Raw genomic sequence first — 16,422 nt, 5'->3', positions numbered from 1 at the left:
ATCTGCTTGTGCTTTGGTAGTGCCTACTTAAACCGGACACTTGGGTGGAAGCAAAGGTCTTGGTATAAACTTGGGACAAAGGGGTGTCCCCGGTAGGGAGAATCGAAGTCAAAACTGGGTTTTAGCATGGTCGCCGGTATTCCGCACACGAGAAGGTATTCGAGGCCGCGAATTCTGATCAGTCGGGTGCCTCAGTACCGCTTGTAGTCCAGTGACGTGGTGCATCTCGAATTCTGTTGTTCCGATGGAAGTACCTGTTGAAAGGCTTTGGGATTTTCGGGATTGAGCCTGGTGATAAGGTTGTAAATGCATCCGAGGTGAAAGCCCCGAACAAAAAGCTTCGGGAGCTGGATCGGTTGTTGGGCCGCAAGACTATGGATGCTGAATTACTTCGGGAAACCCCGGAGGCCGCTCAGTCGGAAAGGTTGATCTTGCGCATGTCCTTGCTTCCACTGGACGATACCCCCTGAGGCGGGTTGCAGAGATCTGAAGGGTATCCCGCTCCAACCTTGAGGATAGACTTCATGGTCGCCACAAGGGCCTAAATCCGAGATACCTCAAAGAGGACGATAATCAGCATCTTACGGTTGTCCGAGATATCTGCGACTCCCGTGCTTCCAATGGCTATCGAAGGATCACCGCACGGCTGAATTGTGTGCTGCCAGCCAACGATGAGCGAATGAAGCACCAGCGTGTGTATAGACTGATGAGCCAGGATAGCTTGCTGGTACTCCGTTATACGGGGCGGTGCCAGGAGCACTGTCTCAAGAGCTAAGTGATCACGTTGCAGACGGACCTTCGCTGGTGCTCTCATGACTTTGAGATCCGCTGCTGGAATGTCGAAATGGTTCGCGTGGCCTTCAGGCCACACTGTTGTGAGCGCGCACGGATGCGTTATTTAGCCACTACAGATGAAATTACTGTTGGGATGGTTCAGGACTTATTGCTGGAAAGTGTGAAATACTCCTTCGGCCATTCGGAACGGGTACCTCATCCGCTGGAAAAGCTGACGGATAATGGCTAGCTGTTCAATTTCCACAGATGCCCGAGGCTTTGCGTGCTCTTTTGGTTTTGTGTTGTGTACTACACCAATCAGTAGCCGTAGGAGCAACAGCATGGCTGAGGCCTTCGTGAAGATGTTAAGTCGGGACTATCTGTACCTTAGCGATCTTCTTGATGCTATATCTGTTATGGCCTGCGTGTCAGAATGGATATGATCGCAGCCCCTCGCATAGACGGATGGAAATCGAATCGACCAGGCATCACTGGGAAAGACTGCCACCAAATGAATGAGGTGGTGTCCGGTCGAAGGCGGGCAGCTACTTTTTCATTTAAGGGAAATCTTCGATTTTTTCTGCTCCATTCTTAGACTGTCAACATATGATGGGTTAGGCATGGTATTATTTTTAATATTTAAAGTCCGCCCTCAGGATCGGTTTTACAATCTCTTAAACAATGAATATTCGGAAGGTTTATGAAGCTTGTTGTTAGCTATAAAGAGCTTGTGTTGTTTTTTTGTCTTCCGTTTATGTTCTTTTCGGATATTCTTTACGGCCTTTTTGTATATTATGGAATCGGTTTGCCTTTGACCCCTGGTGTTCTATTCCGTGGCGGTCTTTTTTTTATTTGCCTAACCTATGTAATTCTTTATTTTAAATATCTAAATGTCGGTATTGCAATTTGGCTTCTGGTGTTGTTTTTGTTTTCTTTACCGGGTCTTTTTTCAGGATTAGTTTATGGCGATAATCCAAAATACGATTTCTTTATTTTCACAAAGCTTTTCTATTTTCCTCTTGTCGCGGCGGCATTCTTTATATTTTTCAAATTAGTAAATGTTTTTTCTGATGATGTGCTCAAGCACATTGAGTACAGTGGGTATTTTTTGGGTGTTTCGCTTGTTTTATCTCAAACCTTTGGTCTAAGTCGTGATACATATGGTGATTATGCGTATGGCAATGTGGGGGTTTTCTATGCCCAAAACGATCTAAGCTTAGCGTTAGGGCTCTCCCTATTGATTGCAGCCTATCGTCTTTTGTTTTTGAAGTTTTCTGTTCTTAGATGTTTTCTTCTCCTGCTGAGTTTTATTGCATGTATTAACATTGGTACAAATTCTGCGCTCTTTATTCCGGTCGTAGTATTCTGCGTAATGTTTTCTGCTTTCATTATGGGTGGCAGTAGTGGGTTCACGAAGCTCACACCTAGTAAGGTTTTCCTGTTCTTTGGGTTCTCAGTATTTGCGATTGCTTTGTTTTTTCAGGTCCTTGAAATATTTCTCTCTCACGACTACCAAGCAAAAAAGATAGAGGCGTTGTTAGAAGGGGAGTTTTCACGGGCCCAGCTTGTCTCCGCGGCTTGGGCGTATCTTTCTCAACGAGGATTGTTGTTGAATATTTTTGGAGAAGGCTTTGATAGTTTCCATCGAGGTGTGAGTTATTATTTTGGTGGAACTAGTGTTCGAAGATTTGTAGAGTCGGATCCGTTCGACATAATGGGTGGCCATGGAATAGCTTTTTTGTTGGCTCTATATTTTTACCCAATTTATCACATGGCTATCAATATCTGGCGTTCGTTTTTGAATATGAACGCAGGCACACATGTTTTGATTGCAAGTTCAATATTTCTATTTGTTATGTATTCCGTATTCGTAGGGCATACTCTTATTAGTCCCATTCCTTCCACTTTAATGGCTGGTATTTTGGCGCTCTCTCATATGAAGGAGTTGAACGTAAAGAAGTTGGCGAACGAAGTATGAGGATTAGCCCGCTTATTCTAGTTCTTGGTACGGATCCACGCACCCAAGCTGGTGGTGTTTCCTTCTCGGTACCTGGGCACATGAGGGCATATCAAATAGCTGGAGCTGATGTGTCGTACATCGTTACCCATCGGTCGGGACGTTTTGTCGGGAAATTTCTTCCTTTTGTGGCATCGATCAGACTGTTATTGATCAGTATTTTTTCGGCTCGTCGGAATGGGCGGCTAATAATAGTTGTTTGTCATGTCGGTGGTGGCATTATGTCGATGGCGAGAAAATATTTTTTGGGCTGCTTAAGTCGTTTTATGGGTGCTAAAGTTGTGTTCCAGTTGCACGGCTTTGAAGTAAATTCCTATCTGTCATCGTCGAAATCCAGAAGATTTTTTTCCTATTTTATTGCACCGGCGGATGTTGTTTGCGTCCTCACACCGTGGTGGAGGTCCTATCTTCAAACGGCGGGAATAGTGAAACCTATATTTGTGATTCCAAACCCGCTGCCTGTTTCTTGGGAAGATATTGCACTTAAGCCCAGAGCCTATTGTGAAAATGATGCGCCCGTGACCATCCTGACGTTGTCTAGATTGGAGGCAGGAAAAGGTGTCAATGATGTTATAAAGGCGATGTCTCTTTTACCTAATGATTTTCGTCTTGTAATAGCGGGTACAGGGTCCGCTGAGGCAAGTCTCAGAGATCTCGTGGATTCCTTAGAGTTAAATGAACGGGTAAGGTTTTGTGGGTGGGTGTCAGGCGAAAACAAGCAGGAGCTTTTTGATCAATGCGATATTTTCGCATTGCCGACACGGTATGACTCATTCGGTATGGGGTTCTTGGAGGCTCTTGCCAACGGCTTGCCCGTGGTTGCTTACGATTGGGGGCCAGTATCGGACATTATCCTTGATAACAAATGCGGCCTTCTGGCAACTGAGTACTCTCCGCCCGCCTTGGCGGAATGTATTCAGCGTTTAAAGTCTTACAAAATCCGAAAGTCATACGGGGTATGTGGTAAGAGATGGGTGCTGAAAAGTTTCTCGGCAATGAATGTTGCTACTGAAGTAAATAAGATTATGGAGGCTTTCGAAGATGAAAATTTGTAAAAGATTATTATCGATAATCTTCCTGATCTTTTATCGTATGGTTGCTATGAGATTGCCGCATAGTTTTTGGCCGGCTGGTTGGATATTCAGTGCTATTCGACGTTTTGCACTTATTGGCATGGGCTGTAAGGTTGGTCGTGGATGTGAATTAGAGCCAGGTATTGATGTTGGCTTTCGGCCCCGCTTGCAGATTGGTGAGCGTTGCCAGATTAATCAGAATACCATGTTGAAAACAGTCTGTATTGGAAATGACGTGATGATTGCTCCCGGTGTAGTGATGTTGGATCGTCAACATAATTTTTCAGATGTGAACATGCCAATGTCAATGCAGGGTAGCTCTTCTCGCAATTTAACTAATGTTGGTAACGACGTTTGGATTGGGCAGAATGTTATTATTATGCCAGGAGTTTCTATAGGCAATGGTGTTATCGTGGGGGCCGGATCAGTCGTAACGAAAGATTTGCCAGACTGGAGCGTTGCGGTAGGAGTTCCAGCTAAAGTTATACGATTTAGAAAGGTGGTTTCATGAAAAGCTATGACCCATATGATATATGGGCTCTACCTACTTTGGGGAAATTGAAAAATAGCTGGACGCAACGTGGGAAGGCAGGTGTTATTTTTGTACCCTTAATTGGAATGGCGGAGATAGGGGCTCCCATAATACTCCGAAAACTGCTAGGCATTAGGCCTAAAGAATTTGCTCACGTTGAAGCCATGCGTTATCTCTACGGCGAGCAGTCGATTTCTAACGCGCTTCACTGTTTTCATGACTCAGTGACTTCAGGTGGAGGTTGGGGGCTCCCATTTTCTTGGTTTTCTAAAAATGGTATCTATTCCGAGCGGCTAGCCTATATAACCAATACACCTTATGTGATGGAGGCCTTGTTAGATATATCTCGTTCCCCCGGACACCAAGAATCGGCCATGGTGGCTTTCAATCAGACTTGGTTGTTTCTTAACAATCTGAGAGTGATGGCTTCCGAGGACGAACGTCTGGCGTTGTCGTATTCTACAACTGATGAGCCGAGGATTGTTATTAATGCTAACAGTTACGCTGCATTTGCGTTCTCGTTGCACGCGAAATACGGGACTGTTGGAAATCGGAACCAAGCGAAGAAGAATGCCTATAAGATTATTAATTGGATTATTTCTCAGCAACAAAAGGACGGAAGTTGGTATTATTATGCAGACAAACAGCCTGGGAACTTTATTGATTGTTTTCATTCTTGTTTTGTAATTAAAAATCTTCTTAAAGTTCAGAGAGAGCTCCCTGAGATTGCCGGAACAATTACGCCGGCGGTAGAGAAAGGCTGGCGTTACATCCGCCAAAATCTATATGACTCCAGTTCCGGACTATGTTTAAGGTTTTCGCAGCGCTCCCACAAAGACCCTTTTCGATGGGATTTGTACGATCAAGCAGAATATTTGGGATTGCTTATAGACTTTCAGCTTTACGAAGAGGCCCGATCTTTTTGTGAGAACGTTGAGAATCGGTTTAAGAAAAACAGTAGTTGGTATTGTCGCATAGATATATTTGGTCGGCGTTGGGGCAAGGATTTTCTACGTTGGGGGATTGCTCCCTTCAAATATCATCGCCATAGGCTTGTAAACGCGGTTGGGGAGTATTGGTAATGTGCGGAATACTGGGCACTGTTGGTTTTTCTTTAGATTCGGAAATGCTGTCTCATTTGCGGCATCGAGGACCGGATGGTCATGGGTTAGAGTTGGTGCGGTGCCGAGATAGGGCTATTTGGCTTGGGCATACCCGTCTATCGATATTGGATCTTTCAGTGGCCGGTCACCAACCTATGCGAAGTCGTGATGGTCGGTGGTGGGTTACCTTTAACGGCGAAATATATAACCACCTAGACCTAAGGAAGGAGCTCAAGGGCCCATTCCGTGGCCACTCCGACACGGAAACTCTTGTAGAATTGGTCGCCGAGAAGGGCATAGAAAAAACTCTACCGCTGCTTAATGGAATGTTTGCGTTTGCTGCTTTAGATACCCAAGCAGGTAAATTATATTTGGCTAGAGATCCTTTTGGTGTAAAGCCGTTGTATTATAATTTGGCTTCTAATGGTGTAGTTTTTTCCTCTGAGATCCGGGCCATTAACGTCGTTCTCAAGCATGCTAAGCTCCCTGCTGAGAGTATTGATGAGATAGCGCTTCAAAAATTTCTGATGTTCAGATACACCCCCTCGCCTGATACGCTTTGGCAGAACGTGAAGCGGCTACCTCCCGGCACCATAATGACATTTGATATTGGGACAGGTGCTACGGTTAATTCCCATTACACTCGCCCTTCAGCTGATCGCTTTGACGGTTCGGTCCAAGATGCTGTTGATTTGTATCAGGACAAACTCGGTTCTGCTGTAAGACGTCAGCTACTGTCAGATGTTCCAGTGGGTGTACTGCTTTCGGGTGGGATAGATTCGGCCCTCGTAGCCGCTATGGCAAAAGACACTGGCATAGACGTTCCTTGTTTTACTGTTGGCTTTGGAGGCGGACACTCTGAATGTGAAATAGAGGATGCTGAGCACACCGCGAGGACTTTGGGGCTGTCACTGAGTAAGGTCGAAATTACGCCTGAGGAACTAAAATCTAGTCTTCCTAGCATCGTTCGGGCTATCGAGGAGCCGCTTGGAACCACATCGGTTTTGCCAATGTGGAAGCTCGTAATGCGAGCGCGAGAAGAAGTAAAAGTTGTACTGAGCGGGCAAGGGACAGACGAACCATGGGGCGGGTATTACCGCTACCAGGTTGAGCTACTGAGAAAAGCTCTACCATTTCCTCTGTTATGGCAAGTTGGCCAAATGCTTGCAAAGTTTTGGCATGGCAAGCCTGAGTCAATGGAAAGAGGATTGCGGTCACTTTCCCAAAAAGAGCCGCTAGGTCAGATTATTGAAGCTTCGTGCTTATTCGACTCCGTCGAGCGGAGAATGCTAACTGGGTCAAATGATGATCTGGGCATTTCTAAATCGCTGAGTGGCTGGCTGGACTGGCTTGCTCCGGTCGATGATTTGAGTGGCGCCGAACGCATGATGCGCATTGACTCTCGAATGAATCTAGCTGACGACTTACTTTTGTACGGAGACAAGATATCCATGGCGACTTCGCTCGAAGCGAGAGTTCCGATGCTCGATATCGAGCTTGTCAGATTTGTCGAGTCTCTCCCAATCGAGTATCGAGTGCAATGGAGGAATGGGAAAGTCGTGCATAAAGCCATGGCTGAAAGATATTTGCCGTCAGAGATTGTTCATCGGCGTAAGAAGGGGTTTCAAGTCCCGTTCGGATCCTGGTCACGTAATGAGTGGCGGAGTTGGCTTGAACCTTTGTTGCTTGACGGCTTGGATGGGTTACTGTCTAGGAACGCTGTTGAGAAGCTCTGGCGACAACACTTGGCTGGTAAGCCTGATCGTAGTAGACAGATATTTGCGCTGATGATGCTCTCACTGTGGCGTCATGAGCATAGTTGGAATTCTGGGTGATTGTGTTATGGATAGAATTGAATTTTTGGGCTGCACGATGAACGTGGGAACCATGGACGAAACAGTGGGTGCCGTTGAAGAGGCTTTGGCGAACGAGCGCTTCACTCAGCACGTCGTCGTAAACGTGGCCAAACTCGTGAATATGCGCAAAGATCCGGAACTTGATGCCTCCGTGCGAGAATGCGACATCATCAATATTGATGGAATGGGTGTGGTTTTGGGCGCTCGTATGTTGGGACACGAAGTTCCCGAGCGTGTTGCCGGTGTTGATCTCTTCCATGAATTGCTCGCGATGAGTGCGCAGAAGGGTTACTCGGTGTTTTTATTGGGAGCAAAGGATGAAGTAGTGTCCGAGACGGCACGCCGTGTCCAGCAGCGATATCCTGAGCTCAAGCTGGCCGGCTACCACCACGGGTATTTCTGGGATGATGAAGAGGCGATGGTCGAGCGCATTCGTGCTTCCGGAGCACAGCTTCTTTTCGTGGCCATTACCTCGCCCAAGAAAGAGAACTTCATCAATAAATGGCGAGACCGGCTAGGCGTTACCTTTGTTATGGGTGTTGGCGGCACCTTTGATGTGGTGGCTGGCAAGGTTAAGCGGGCCCCTGTGTGGATGCAGAAAGGCGGGTTGGAATGGTTTTACCGTGTTCTGCAAGAGCCTGGGCGTATGTGGAAGCGCTACCTGGTCACCAATTCAGTGTTTGCATGGTTGTTGCTGCGTGAAAAGCTCAGGTTCAAGCGCAAGGCCTGAATAGCGCACTGTTTTTTGTCCTTTCTTTGTATTCTGTCTTTTTCTTCGTTTTTAAGGAGTCTGTCTGAATGGCGTTCAACCGGATTTCCGTGGTTGGTCTTGGCTATATTGGTTTGCCCACGGCGGCGGTGATTGCGTCCCGGCGGTGTGAGGTCATTGGCCTGGATGTGAGTCCAAAGGTTGTGGATACCATCAATCGTGGGGATATCCATATTGTAGAGCCCGATCTGGACATGATTGTTCATGCCGCCGTGAAGGAGGGCTACCTGAGAGCTACCTTGAATCCGGAGCCGGCGGATGCCTTTCTGGTTGCGGTTCCTACGCCGTTCAAGGCAGGGGATGGTAAAGAGCACGTTCCCGATCTGAAATATATAGAGTCTGCAGCCAGGGCGATAGCTCCTGTGCTAGAGAAGGGTAATCTGGTTATTCTGGAGTCTACCTCTCCCGTGGGTGCCACGGAGCGCATGGCGGAGTGGCTGGCAGAGGCGCGACCCGATCTGGTGTTTCCGCAAACGGGTGGTGAGACGTCGGATATCCGTATTGCCCATTGCCCCGAACGGGTATTGCCAGGCCATGTTATCCGTGAGCTGGTGTCCAACGATCGCGTGATCGGTGGCATGACACCGAAATGCTCAGAAGCGGCTGCGGAGCTCTACAGTTTGTTCGTGGAGGGCGAGTGCGTGAAGACGACCGCCCGAACCGCAGAAATGGCCAAGCTGACCGAGAATAGCTTCCGGGATGTGAATATTGCCTTTGCCAATGAGCTGTCACTGATCTGCGATAAGCTTGAGATTGATGTGTGGGAGTTGATTGAGCTGGCAAATCGGCATCCGCGAGTAAATATTCTGAAACCGGGCCCGGGCGTTGGCGGCCACTGTATTGCCGTGGACCCCTGGTTTATTGTGAGTGAGACGCCAGAGCAGGCCAGGTTGATCCGCACAGCCCGGGAAGTGAATGATGGCAAGCCGCAGTGGGTGATTAATAAGGTGAAGGAAGCGGTTGGCCAGTTTTTGGTGGCTAACTCCGGCCACACGGCGAAGGACGTTTCCGTCGCGCTCTTCGGGTTGGCATTCAAGCCAGATATTGACGATTTGCGGGAAAGTCCCTCTCTGGCTATTGCGCAGCAGTTGAAGGCAGAGTTAGCAGGTCGGCTGCTTTTGGTGGAACCCAATATCAAAGAGGCGCCCGAGTCGTTATCGGGGTGCGCCTTGTTAGAGGCAGAGCACGCCATTGCCAAAGCGGATATCTGTGTGGTGTTGGTGGGGCATAAACAATTCCGCGGTCTGGATTTTTCTTCCAAACCGGAAGGTTTGGTCATCGATGTTGTCGCAAGCGGAAGGGCTTGAGTAGGGAGAGTGTTTTGAGAGTATTAACGGTATTTGGAACCCGCCCGGAAGCAATCAAAATGGCGCCCCTGGTACTGGCCCTGCAGGCGGACGAGCGATTTGAGTCTGTTTTGTGTGTTACCGGCCAGCACAGGGAGATGCTCGATCAGGTTCTCTCTCTGTTTTCGCTCAAGCCAGATTTTGATCTGAATATTATGAAACCTGGCCAGGACCTTACCGATGTCACCACGGCCATTATGCAGCAAATGCGAGATGTGCTTGCGGAAACCCGGCCGGATATCGTGTTGGTACACGGCGATACTGCCACCACCTTTGCGGTTACCCTGGCGGCTTATTATCAACAGATTCCGGTGGGCCATGTAGAGGCGGGCTTGCGTACAGGCAACCTGTACTCACCGTGGCCGGAGGAAGCGAACCGCAAGCTCACGGGGGCGCTAGCACATTTGCATTTTGCACCCACCCAGGGAGCGGCGGCAAATCTTCTGGCTGAAGGCGTGGAACAGAGCAGTATTCACGTTACGGGCAATACGGTAATCGATGCTTTGTTTCAGATTGTGCGCAGATTCGATGAAGACAAGGCGTTGTGTGGCTCATTGGCCGCGCAGTTTCCATTTCTGAACCCTGAGCGCAGGTTGGTTTTGGTCACGGGTCATCGCCGGGAGAGCTTTGGGGGTGGTTTTGAGCGCATTTGCGAGGCGCTGCGCCGCACCGCAGAGGCTTTTCCTGACGTGGACATCGTTTACCCGGTGCACCTCAACCCCAATGTAAGGGAGCCGGTTAACCGGTTGCTGCGTGGACTGAATAACATCCATTTGATTGAACCGCTGGATTATCTGCCGTTTGTGTATTTGATGAGCCGGTCCTATCTGATCCTCACCGATTCCGGTGGGATTCAGGAGGAGGCACCTTCGCTTGGTAAGCCGGTACTGGTTATGCGGGAGACCACCGAGCGCCCGGAGGCAGTAGAGGCAGGAACGGTAGAGCTGGTGGGTACGGATGTAGAAAAGATTGTTGGCCGGTTGAAGTCATTGCTTGATGATCAGGCGGCTTACGATGCAATGAGCCTCGCACATAATCCCTATGGAGACGGGCAGGCTTGTGAGCGTGTTCTTGAAGTCCTGGCTCGTGGGGGCAATGATTGATCAGGGGGGTCTGTTATACTATCTCACTGTCTAATCGCAACTCGAATGTAAAGCGTCTTAACCAAGGCGCTTTTTTTCTTTAGGGCTCAAGGTTTCCATGCTCCTTCGGCACACACTCTACTATTTCACTGCTCGCGGCTTGCCTGGGTTGGTCAATTTTGCCGCATTGGCAGTGTTTACGCGCCTCCTGGCGCCGGAAGAATTCGGCCGTTATGCGCTAGTGGTGGTTGGCGTAGGTTTGGCCAATGTTATCTTGTTTCAGTGGTTGCGATTGGTGCTTGCACGTTTTTACCAGGCAAACCGGCATTGCCGCGAGCAATACCTGGGGGGCGTGCTTGCGCTGTTTTTGAGCGTTGCTGTGCCTGTCACCGGAGCGGGCCTTCTGCTGGCGATGGTGTGGCCAGACCCTTTATGGCAGTACCTGCTTCTGTTGTCAGTGATTCTTTTACTGGCCCAGGCATGGTTCGAGCTGAATCTTTCCTTGGCTCAGGCGGGGGTTCAGCCGATTCTGTATGGCAAGCTTTCTGGCACGAAAGCGGCGCTCTCCATTGTCGTCGGTGGTAGTCTTGCTGCGCTGGGATGGGGGGCGTCAGCACCGATAGTGGGCCTTATCGTTGCCCATGCACTTTCTTTTATTGCTTTTGGGTGGTTTGCATGGCGGGGAGTCAAGCCCTCGTTGCCCGGGAATGATGTTTTAAAAAGCCAGTTGGGATACGGCTTGCCTTTGACGGTCACCTTTGCATTGTCATGGGTCGTATCCGGGTCTGACCGTCTGCTCATTGCCTGGCTGTTGGATGAACGGTCGGTTGGCGTTTATGCCGCTGGATATGATCTGGCTTTCCAGACTCTGATGCTGGTACTGACCATTATCAATACAGCTGCCTTTCCGCTTGCAGTAAAAGCTTTGGAGCGCGGAGGGGCCCCCGCTGCTCGAAGGCAACTCGGCGAGAACGGCCAACTGATTTTTGTCGCAGCCATTGCTGGAGGAAGCGGTTTCGTTGCATTGGCACCGCAGGTGGTGGAGATTGTCATCGGTGCTGAGTTCAGAAGCGCCGCTTTGGCGATTTTCCCTTGGGTGGTGTTTGCCGGCGCCATTGCGGGTATCAAAGCCTTTCATTTCGATCTGGCCTTTCAGTTAGGCGTGGCCAGCCGCTGGTTAGTGCTTACCGGCGCTGTCGCGGCTTTGTCCAATCTGGTTTTAAACATACTTTTAATACCGAGCTTTGGCATTCTTGGCGCCGCCTGGGCTACACTCGCGGCTTTTGTTATATCGGCCCTTTTGAGTGCAGTGTTGGGCTCAAGGGTATTTGACATGCCGTCGCTGGGTCCAATGATCGGGCGGGCGTTGGTGATTGGCGGGCTCTCTGGTGGTGTTGCCTGGCTGGCAGCTGGCCAGTTCACCAGTGTTTGGTCAGGGTTAGTGAGTGGATTGCTTGCGGGAACCGTTGTGGGGTTAGTTGCGTGTTGGCTCCTGAATGTGGCGGGTGTTCGGGCGCGCTTGCAGCACCGTTTTCCGGGTTAATCAGGTAGAACGTGTAAGGTTTGGAGAAAAAATGGGCGCGAGAGTAAGTCTTTATAATGGGTGGATGCGCCTGACGGGGCGGCGCCCACAGTTAGAGCTCTGTCAGGAATGGTTGAGCAAGCAGTTTTTACCCGCCAGTGAGAGTGGGCGGGCGCATCTGGAATCGTTGTGCGGAATTTTACTTCATGCCTTTCAACATGTTGCTTATTACCGAGACTGTCTTTTGCGTGCGGGTTTTGATGACAACGAGATTCGTAATGATCCCGTTGCGGCTCTCGGAGCTTTGCCGCTCTTGGACAAGAGGATTTTGCGGGAACACTTTGAGGCGTTGAAATCAGACGACCTTGCCAGCCGAAACTGGCATGTCAATACCAGCGGAGGGAGCACTGGAGAGCCCGCGCGCTTTATTCAGGACAGTGAGTATCACCTTTATGGGATGGCCGGTAAGGCTTTGTTCGATGTGTGGACAGGTTACAAAGCGGGTGAACCCAGAGTCATTCTCTGGGGGTCTGAGAGGGATTTGCTGGTAGGGCGTGAAACTGTAAAAGCTCGCGTTGGCCGTTTTTTGAGGAACGAAGTTCCTTTGAATACCTTTCGGATGTCTGAGCAGGATCTTCGCCACTTTGTAGATGTTATTAATGAAGTGCGCCCTGTGCAGATTACGGCATACGTTGAGAGTGCTTTTGAGCTAGCAAGGCGGTTAATCATGGACAGGCACACGGTTAATCATGGACAGGCACAAGCCAGATCCCCAAAAGTGGACTATCTTGGACAGGCGCTAGCTTGACCGGGCACTAGCTTGACCGTTTGACATTCAGGTTTAATTGGTCGATAGTTTTTGTACGGTTATTTTCCGTACATCTGGCATGTTAAGTTGTCAGCCCGTAAAACAGCAAAAACGGAAAACACTAAAACAGAGGGCTTGGTTGATCGGCCGGCCCGTTGAAAGAGGGATACCGCATGTCAAAGACAAGCGCGCGGCTGGATTTAAGAATTGATCCAGCGATCAAAGAATTGGCGGCGCGCGCTTCAGCTCTGACCGGGAGTCACAGTCTGTCGGAGTTTGTCATTCAAGCAATCCGAGAGAAGTCGGCTCGCGTGATCGAGGAGGCCGAAGTGTATCGGCTGAATAGTCAGTCGTTTGATGCTTTTGTAGTAGCCTGCGAGGCCGCTCCCGCACCGAATGAGGCTTTGCTGAGCGCGAAACGTCGCCGTAACAAAAGGATAGAAAACGGTGACCTTGAGGTTAGAACCATTAGATAAGAAGTCCCATGACAGGAAATCGTTTGATTGTGGGTTGGAACGGGTAAATGAGTTCCTTTGGCGCGAAGCACGCAATCAGATGGACAAGAAAATTAATCGTACCTGGGTGTTGGTGGATGATGAGCCCGCCAATGTCTTGCCGGCGCCGGTCCTGGGCTATTTTACTCTGACCAGTGCGACCGTGGTGCGTGACGAGCTACCAGATCAGGAAACCCGTAGTCAGTATCCTGCCTATCCCATTCCAGTGATCAAGCTGGCGTGGCTAGGTGTTGATAGCAGGCTTCACAGCTCAGAGCGCCGGCTTGGTGAAACGATTCTTCTTGAAGCGCTGGAAGAGGCGTACCGGATTGTTCAGTACAGTGGCATGGGAATAGCGGTTGTAACGGATCCGCTTACCCAGGAAAGTGACCGCTTTTTTAAGCGGTACGGTTTTCTGCCAATGGGAAGGCAATTCGGAGAGCTACAATCTCTCTACTTACCTATGGGCACAATTGGCCAGCTGACTGATCCTCCATCTTGAGGGCAGGTTTGATGTTGGGACTATCTTGGACAGGCACTAGCTTGACCGCCAGGTTCATACATCCATTGCTTCTCACCCTGGTCATTGGTGATCAGCAGGCAGGGCACTTTAACGGCGCCGCCGCCATTCAAAAGATCCTCATGATTCGGCGGGTTCGCTCTTGTAGTCCAGCACATCAAGAAACGTGAGTCTCTGGTGAACAAGATTCACATGCTTTTCTTTCATCTCATCAAGCATGTAGGAGTCATGAATCGCGGCGGGAGCGAGCTTGGCCACTTTTTTCAGCAGCGCTGAGACACGCTTCCTCACTGCGGGCTCCAGCAGGCCAGCTCTGACGCCCAGTTCAATAAAGTCCGACCCGGCATAGAAACCATTTCCCATGTCGCCGTAATAGCTCGGTAACGCCTCTCTGTCTGCAAAGAAGGGCAGAGCCAATGGGTTCTCGGACGGGGAGCTATACAGGCTGGAGGCCAGTACATCGTAGCAAGGCGTCAGCCTGAACATGGGGTCATGGTAAAAGCTGATATTCTTCAGGTGATGATCATCATTGCCCACCGCATAGCTGAACACCAGCCGGAGCAGTAGCTCCATGGCCACGGCCATACCGGCTTCCTCGATGACCATTTTCAGCACCTCCTCATAGCTCGCGGAGGTGTACTTGTTCGAGGAGTCTTCGTTGGTGATTCCCAGGGCCTGCATGGCGTCTTCCTGATGCACTTTGGCACCCGTTTCAAAGTCCCGGTCATAGCGGCGGATAATGAACACCAGATGGTTATCCTGGAGCCTCAGAAGTCCGCATGGTGGGACATCAAAGCCAATGCGGTCCATCAGGGTGAGGGTGGCATGCTCATTCTCTGCGACATTCGCATACTCTTCAGGAGAGGGCTTCATGATGAACTGCCCATTGTTGTCCACGAGCTTGAGTTTTTTGCCCTCGATCGCCATCTGGCACTTCATTTGAACGCCGCTGATGGAGAATCCTTTGGTTTGCTTGGGCATCGCAGACACGAGATCTTTCCGGCTCTCAGGCAGCTTGAGATCAACATCTTTGTCTCCGAAAAGCCGCTCAAGGCATTTTCCGTGGTAGCCGGACGTTCCCTTCTCTGGTAGCGATTTAAGACAGATCAAGCAGTTCAATGGTTATGGCTCCTGGTAGATCGCCTCCGTTGTGAACAAGCAAAGCGAAGTCGTCGTCAGAATCGATGCGTTGCTCTCTCGATTGAACCCGTTTAAGCCAGCCTTCGCTCACCAGACCGCTGAAATAGGCGGGTAAGCCTTCAGATTCATACGGCTCTGGCCGCAACGGTAGGCTTTTACTTAGAGCGGGCTGGCCGAGCGTCAGGTAGTCCTTGTCGTACTCAAAAGTGACTTTGGAGCCCTGTCTTCTCAACGTCCCGGCGACAATTCTATTCATTTTGACAAGTGCTTTCATTTCAGCTCCAGCCACACATCAAAGTTCAAAACTTTGCCAATCCCCGTCAGTGTCGTGATTGTTGGATTCCCAGCACCCGTTTCCATCACACGATAGGTGTTTGGGGAGAGTCCGGCCAGATCTGAAACGTCAATCACACTGAGGTCCAGGCCCTCTCGGCGCACCCGCAACACGGTCGCCAGATCAGAGATGGGGCGAAGGTCCGGTTCTTCCGAAGCTTCGATTTTGTCAGCAAGAATCTGAAGCCTTTTGATTTCTTCGTTTAGTGCGTTGAGCAAGCCAGCCTTGGTTTTCATTGTCCGCCCCTTGCAGATTCAGTTTACTGTGCGTCGTATTCGATTATAGGCTCATTGCTCACTATACTGAATAAATTCGCCGGCTCAGTCAATATAATGTCATTGGGGTTGTTTTTGTGCGGTTTTGTGCGGTTTGGTGCGCTCTCGCATGATAAAAGAACAGATATTGGTATCGAGCATATAGGTTTTTTCACAGGACACCCCGACCTTCTTCAATGACGTCAGGGCGTTCTACCAGGAAGTCGGCGTTTGCAATAAGTGATGCTGATTTGATCACCACCCAGCCAAATACTCCGCCAAAGCTTCAATCTCTCCCTCTGACAAAACCCCAGCCACCCCAATCATCGGCGTACTGTGCTTGGTGGGGTCCATCTCCTTGAACCGCCTCAACGCAATCCCGAGATACTCGGCAGGCTGCCCAGCCAGGCGGGGCATATCTCGGAAACCTTGCGCGTTTTCACCGTGACAACCCGCGCATTGCGCAGCAAACAACTTCTCGCCAGCCTCTGCCTTGGTCGGGTCGCCGCCTGTGCGGGACTTCGCCTTTTGCTGGCTGTAATAAACCGCAATATTAATTCGCTCCTCCAATGAGAGTGTTTTCGCCAGCTTGGACATCACATAGTCCTCACGGGTACCGTCGCGGAATTTCTCGAACTGGTTGAACAGGTAGAGCGGGTGTTGGGCGGCCAGGTTGGGTATGTATTTCGGAAAGGCCAAAGAATAGTCGGGGCCCCGCTACTGATCTTGCCAAAGATCAAAAAAACTCGGATCGGGCGCTGTTCCGCCCTGGAGCTGTGAGAAATCCGGGCGATGCGC

Annotated in this window: 15 protein-coding genes and 2 pseudogenes; 13 read left to right on the top strand and 4 right to left on the bottom strand. The window is 49.9% G+C overall.

The window, feature by feature from the left end:
* The first annotated feature begins 83 nt into the window (after positions 1–83).
* The 13 genes and pseudogenes from Q669_RS10955 to Q669_RS10900 all read left to right on the top strand — a co-directional run bounded on the left by Q669_RS10955 (position 84) and on the right by Q669_RS10900 (position 13,878).
* Positions 84–1,293 (top strand): annotated as a pseudogene (locus tag Q669_RS10955) (IS3 family transposase).
* 181 nt (positions 1,294–1,474) lie between these two features.
* A complete protein-coding gene (locus Q669_RS10950) occupies positions 1,475–2,752 on the top strand; it encodes an O-antigen ligase family protein (RefSeq protein WP_022992246.1) in 1,278 nt (425 codons plus the stop codon).
* A 110-nt stretch (positions 2,753–2,862) separates the two neighbouring features.
* Complete coding sequence (locus Q669_RS10945) at positions 2,863–3,846, top strand: glycosyltransferase family 4 protein (RefSeq protein WP_160170560.1); 984 nt, start codon at positions 2,863–2,865, stop codon at positions 3,844–3,846.
* A gap of 352 nt (positions 3,847–4,198) precedes the next feature.
* Positions 4,199–4,375: pseudogene (locus tag Q669_RS20100) on the top strand (DapH/DapD/GlmU-related protein); the annotation flags it as partial.
* Positions 4,372–5,478 (top strand): hypothetical protein, encoded by a 1,107-nt coding sequence (locus Q669_RS10940; RefSeq protein ID WP_022992244.1) that lies wholly within the window; start codon positions 4,372–4,374, stop codon positions 5,476–5,478. The pseudogene Q669_RS20100 and the gene Q669_RS10940, both read left to right, overlap by 4 nt.
* Entirely contained in the window at positions 5,478–7,334 is a 1,857-nt protein-coding gene (gene asnB, locus Q669_RS10935; protein ID WP_036149514.1) for an asparagine synthase (glutamine-hydrolyzing), read from the top strand. The genes Q669_RS10940 and asnB overlap by 1 nt, the downstream gene beginning before the upstream one ends.
* Before the next feature lie 7 nt (positions 7,335–7,341).
* Complete coding sequence (locus Q669_RS10930) at positions 7,342–8,085, top strand: WecB/TagA/CpsF family glycosyltransferase (protein ID WP_022992242.1); 744 nt, start codon at positions 7,342–7,344, stop codon at positions 8,083–8,085.
* Between the two features lie 68 nt (positions 8,086–8,153).
* Complete coding sequence (wecC, locus tag Q669_RS10925) at positions 8,154–9,431, top strand: UDP-N-acetyl-D-mannosamine dehydrogenase (RefSeq protein ID WP_022992241.1); 1,278 nt, start codon at positions 8,154–8,156, stop codon at positions 9,429–9,431.
* Positions 9,432–9,445: 14 nt separating this feature from the next.
* Positions 9,446–10,573 (top strand): non-hydrolyzing UDP-N-acetylglucosamine 2-epimerase, encoded by a 1,128-nt coding sequence (wecB, locus tag Q669_RS10920; protein ID WP_036149511.1) that lies wholly within the window; start codon positions 9,446–9,448, stop codon positions 10,571–10,573.
* A gap of 97 nt (positions 10,574–10,670) precedes the next feature.
* The gene (locus tag Q669_RS10915; protein ID WP_022992239.1) at positions 10,671–12,095 is read left to right on the top strand and encodes an oligosaccharide flippase family protein; all 1,425 of its coding nucleotides are present in this window, start codon (positions 10,671–10,673) and stop codon (positions 12,093–12,095) included.
* Between the two features lie 31 nt (positions 12,096–12,126).
* Entirely contained in the window at positions 12,127–12,882 is a 756-nt protein-coding gene (locus Q669_RS10910) for a hypothetical protein (protein WP_022992238.1), read from the top strand.
* Between the two features lie 173 nt (positions 12,883–13,055).
* Complete coding sequence (locus Q669_RS10905) at positions 13,056–13,358, top strand: DUF1778 domain-containing protein (RefSeq protein ID WP_022992237.1); 303 nt, start codon at positions 13,056–13,058, stop codon at positions 13,356–13,358.
* A 79-nt stretch (positions 13,359–13,437) separates the two neighbouring features.
* On the top strand, positions 13,438–13,878 hold the full coding sequence (locus Q669_RS10900; protein ID WP_227501092.1) for a hypothetical protein: 441 nt from the start codon (positions 13,438–13,440) through the stop codon (positions 13,876–13,878).
* A gap of 138 nt (positions 13,879–14,016) precedes the next feature.
* On the opposite strand, the gene Q669_RS10895 is transcribed toward Q669_RS10900, so the two are convergent.
* The 4 genes from Q669_RS10895 to Q669_RS10880 all read right to left on the bottom strand — a co-directional run bounded on the left by Q669_RS10895 (position 14,017) and on the right by Q669_RS10880 (position 16,323).
* The gene (locus Q669_RS10895) at positions 14,017–14,877 is read right to left on the bottom strand and encodes a type II toxin-antitoxin system HipA family toxin (RefSeq protein WP_022992235.1); all 861 of its coding nucleotides are present in this window, start codon (positions 14,875–14,877) and stop codon (positions 14,017–14,019) included.
* 115 nt (positions 14,878–14,992) lie between these two features.
* The gene (locus tag Q669_RS10890; RefSeq protein ID WP_022992234.1) at positions 14,993–15,310 is read right to left on the bottom strand and encodes a HipA N-terminal domain-containing protein; all 318 of its coding nucleotides are present in this window, start codon (positions 15,308–15,310) and stop codon (positions 14,993–14,995) included.
* The gene (locus Q669_RS10885; RefSeq protein ID WP_022992233.1) at positions 15,307–15,606 is read right to left on the bottom strand and encodes a helix-turn-helix domain-containing protein; all 300 of its coding nucleotides are present in this window, start codon (positions 15,604–15,606) and stop codon (positions 15,307–15,309) included. The genes Q669_RS10890 and Q669_RS10885 overlap by 4 nt, the downstream gene beginning before the upstream one ends.
* Positions 15,607–15,879: 273 nt before the next feature.
* A complete protein-coding gene (locus Q669_RS10880) occupies positions 15,880–16,323 on the bottom strand; it encodes a c-type cytochrome (protein WP_022992232.1) in 444 nt (147 codons plus the stop codon).
* Positions 16,324–16,422 lie beyond the last annotated feature (99 nt).

The sequence above is a fragment of the Marinobacter sp. C1S70 genome, from assembly GCF_000475355.1.
GTDB lineage: Bacteria > Pseudomonadota > Gammaproteobacteria > Pseudomonadales > Oleiphilaceae > Marinobacter > Marinobacter nauticus.
Note: the sequence above shows the minus strand (reverse complement) of the source record. Positions and strands in the feature narration are given on the sequence as shown.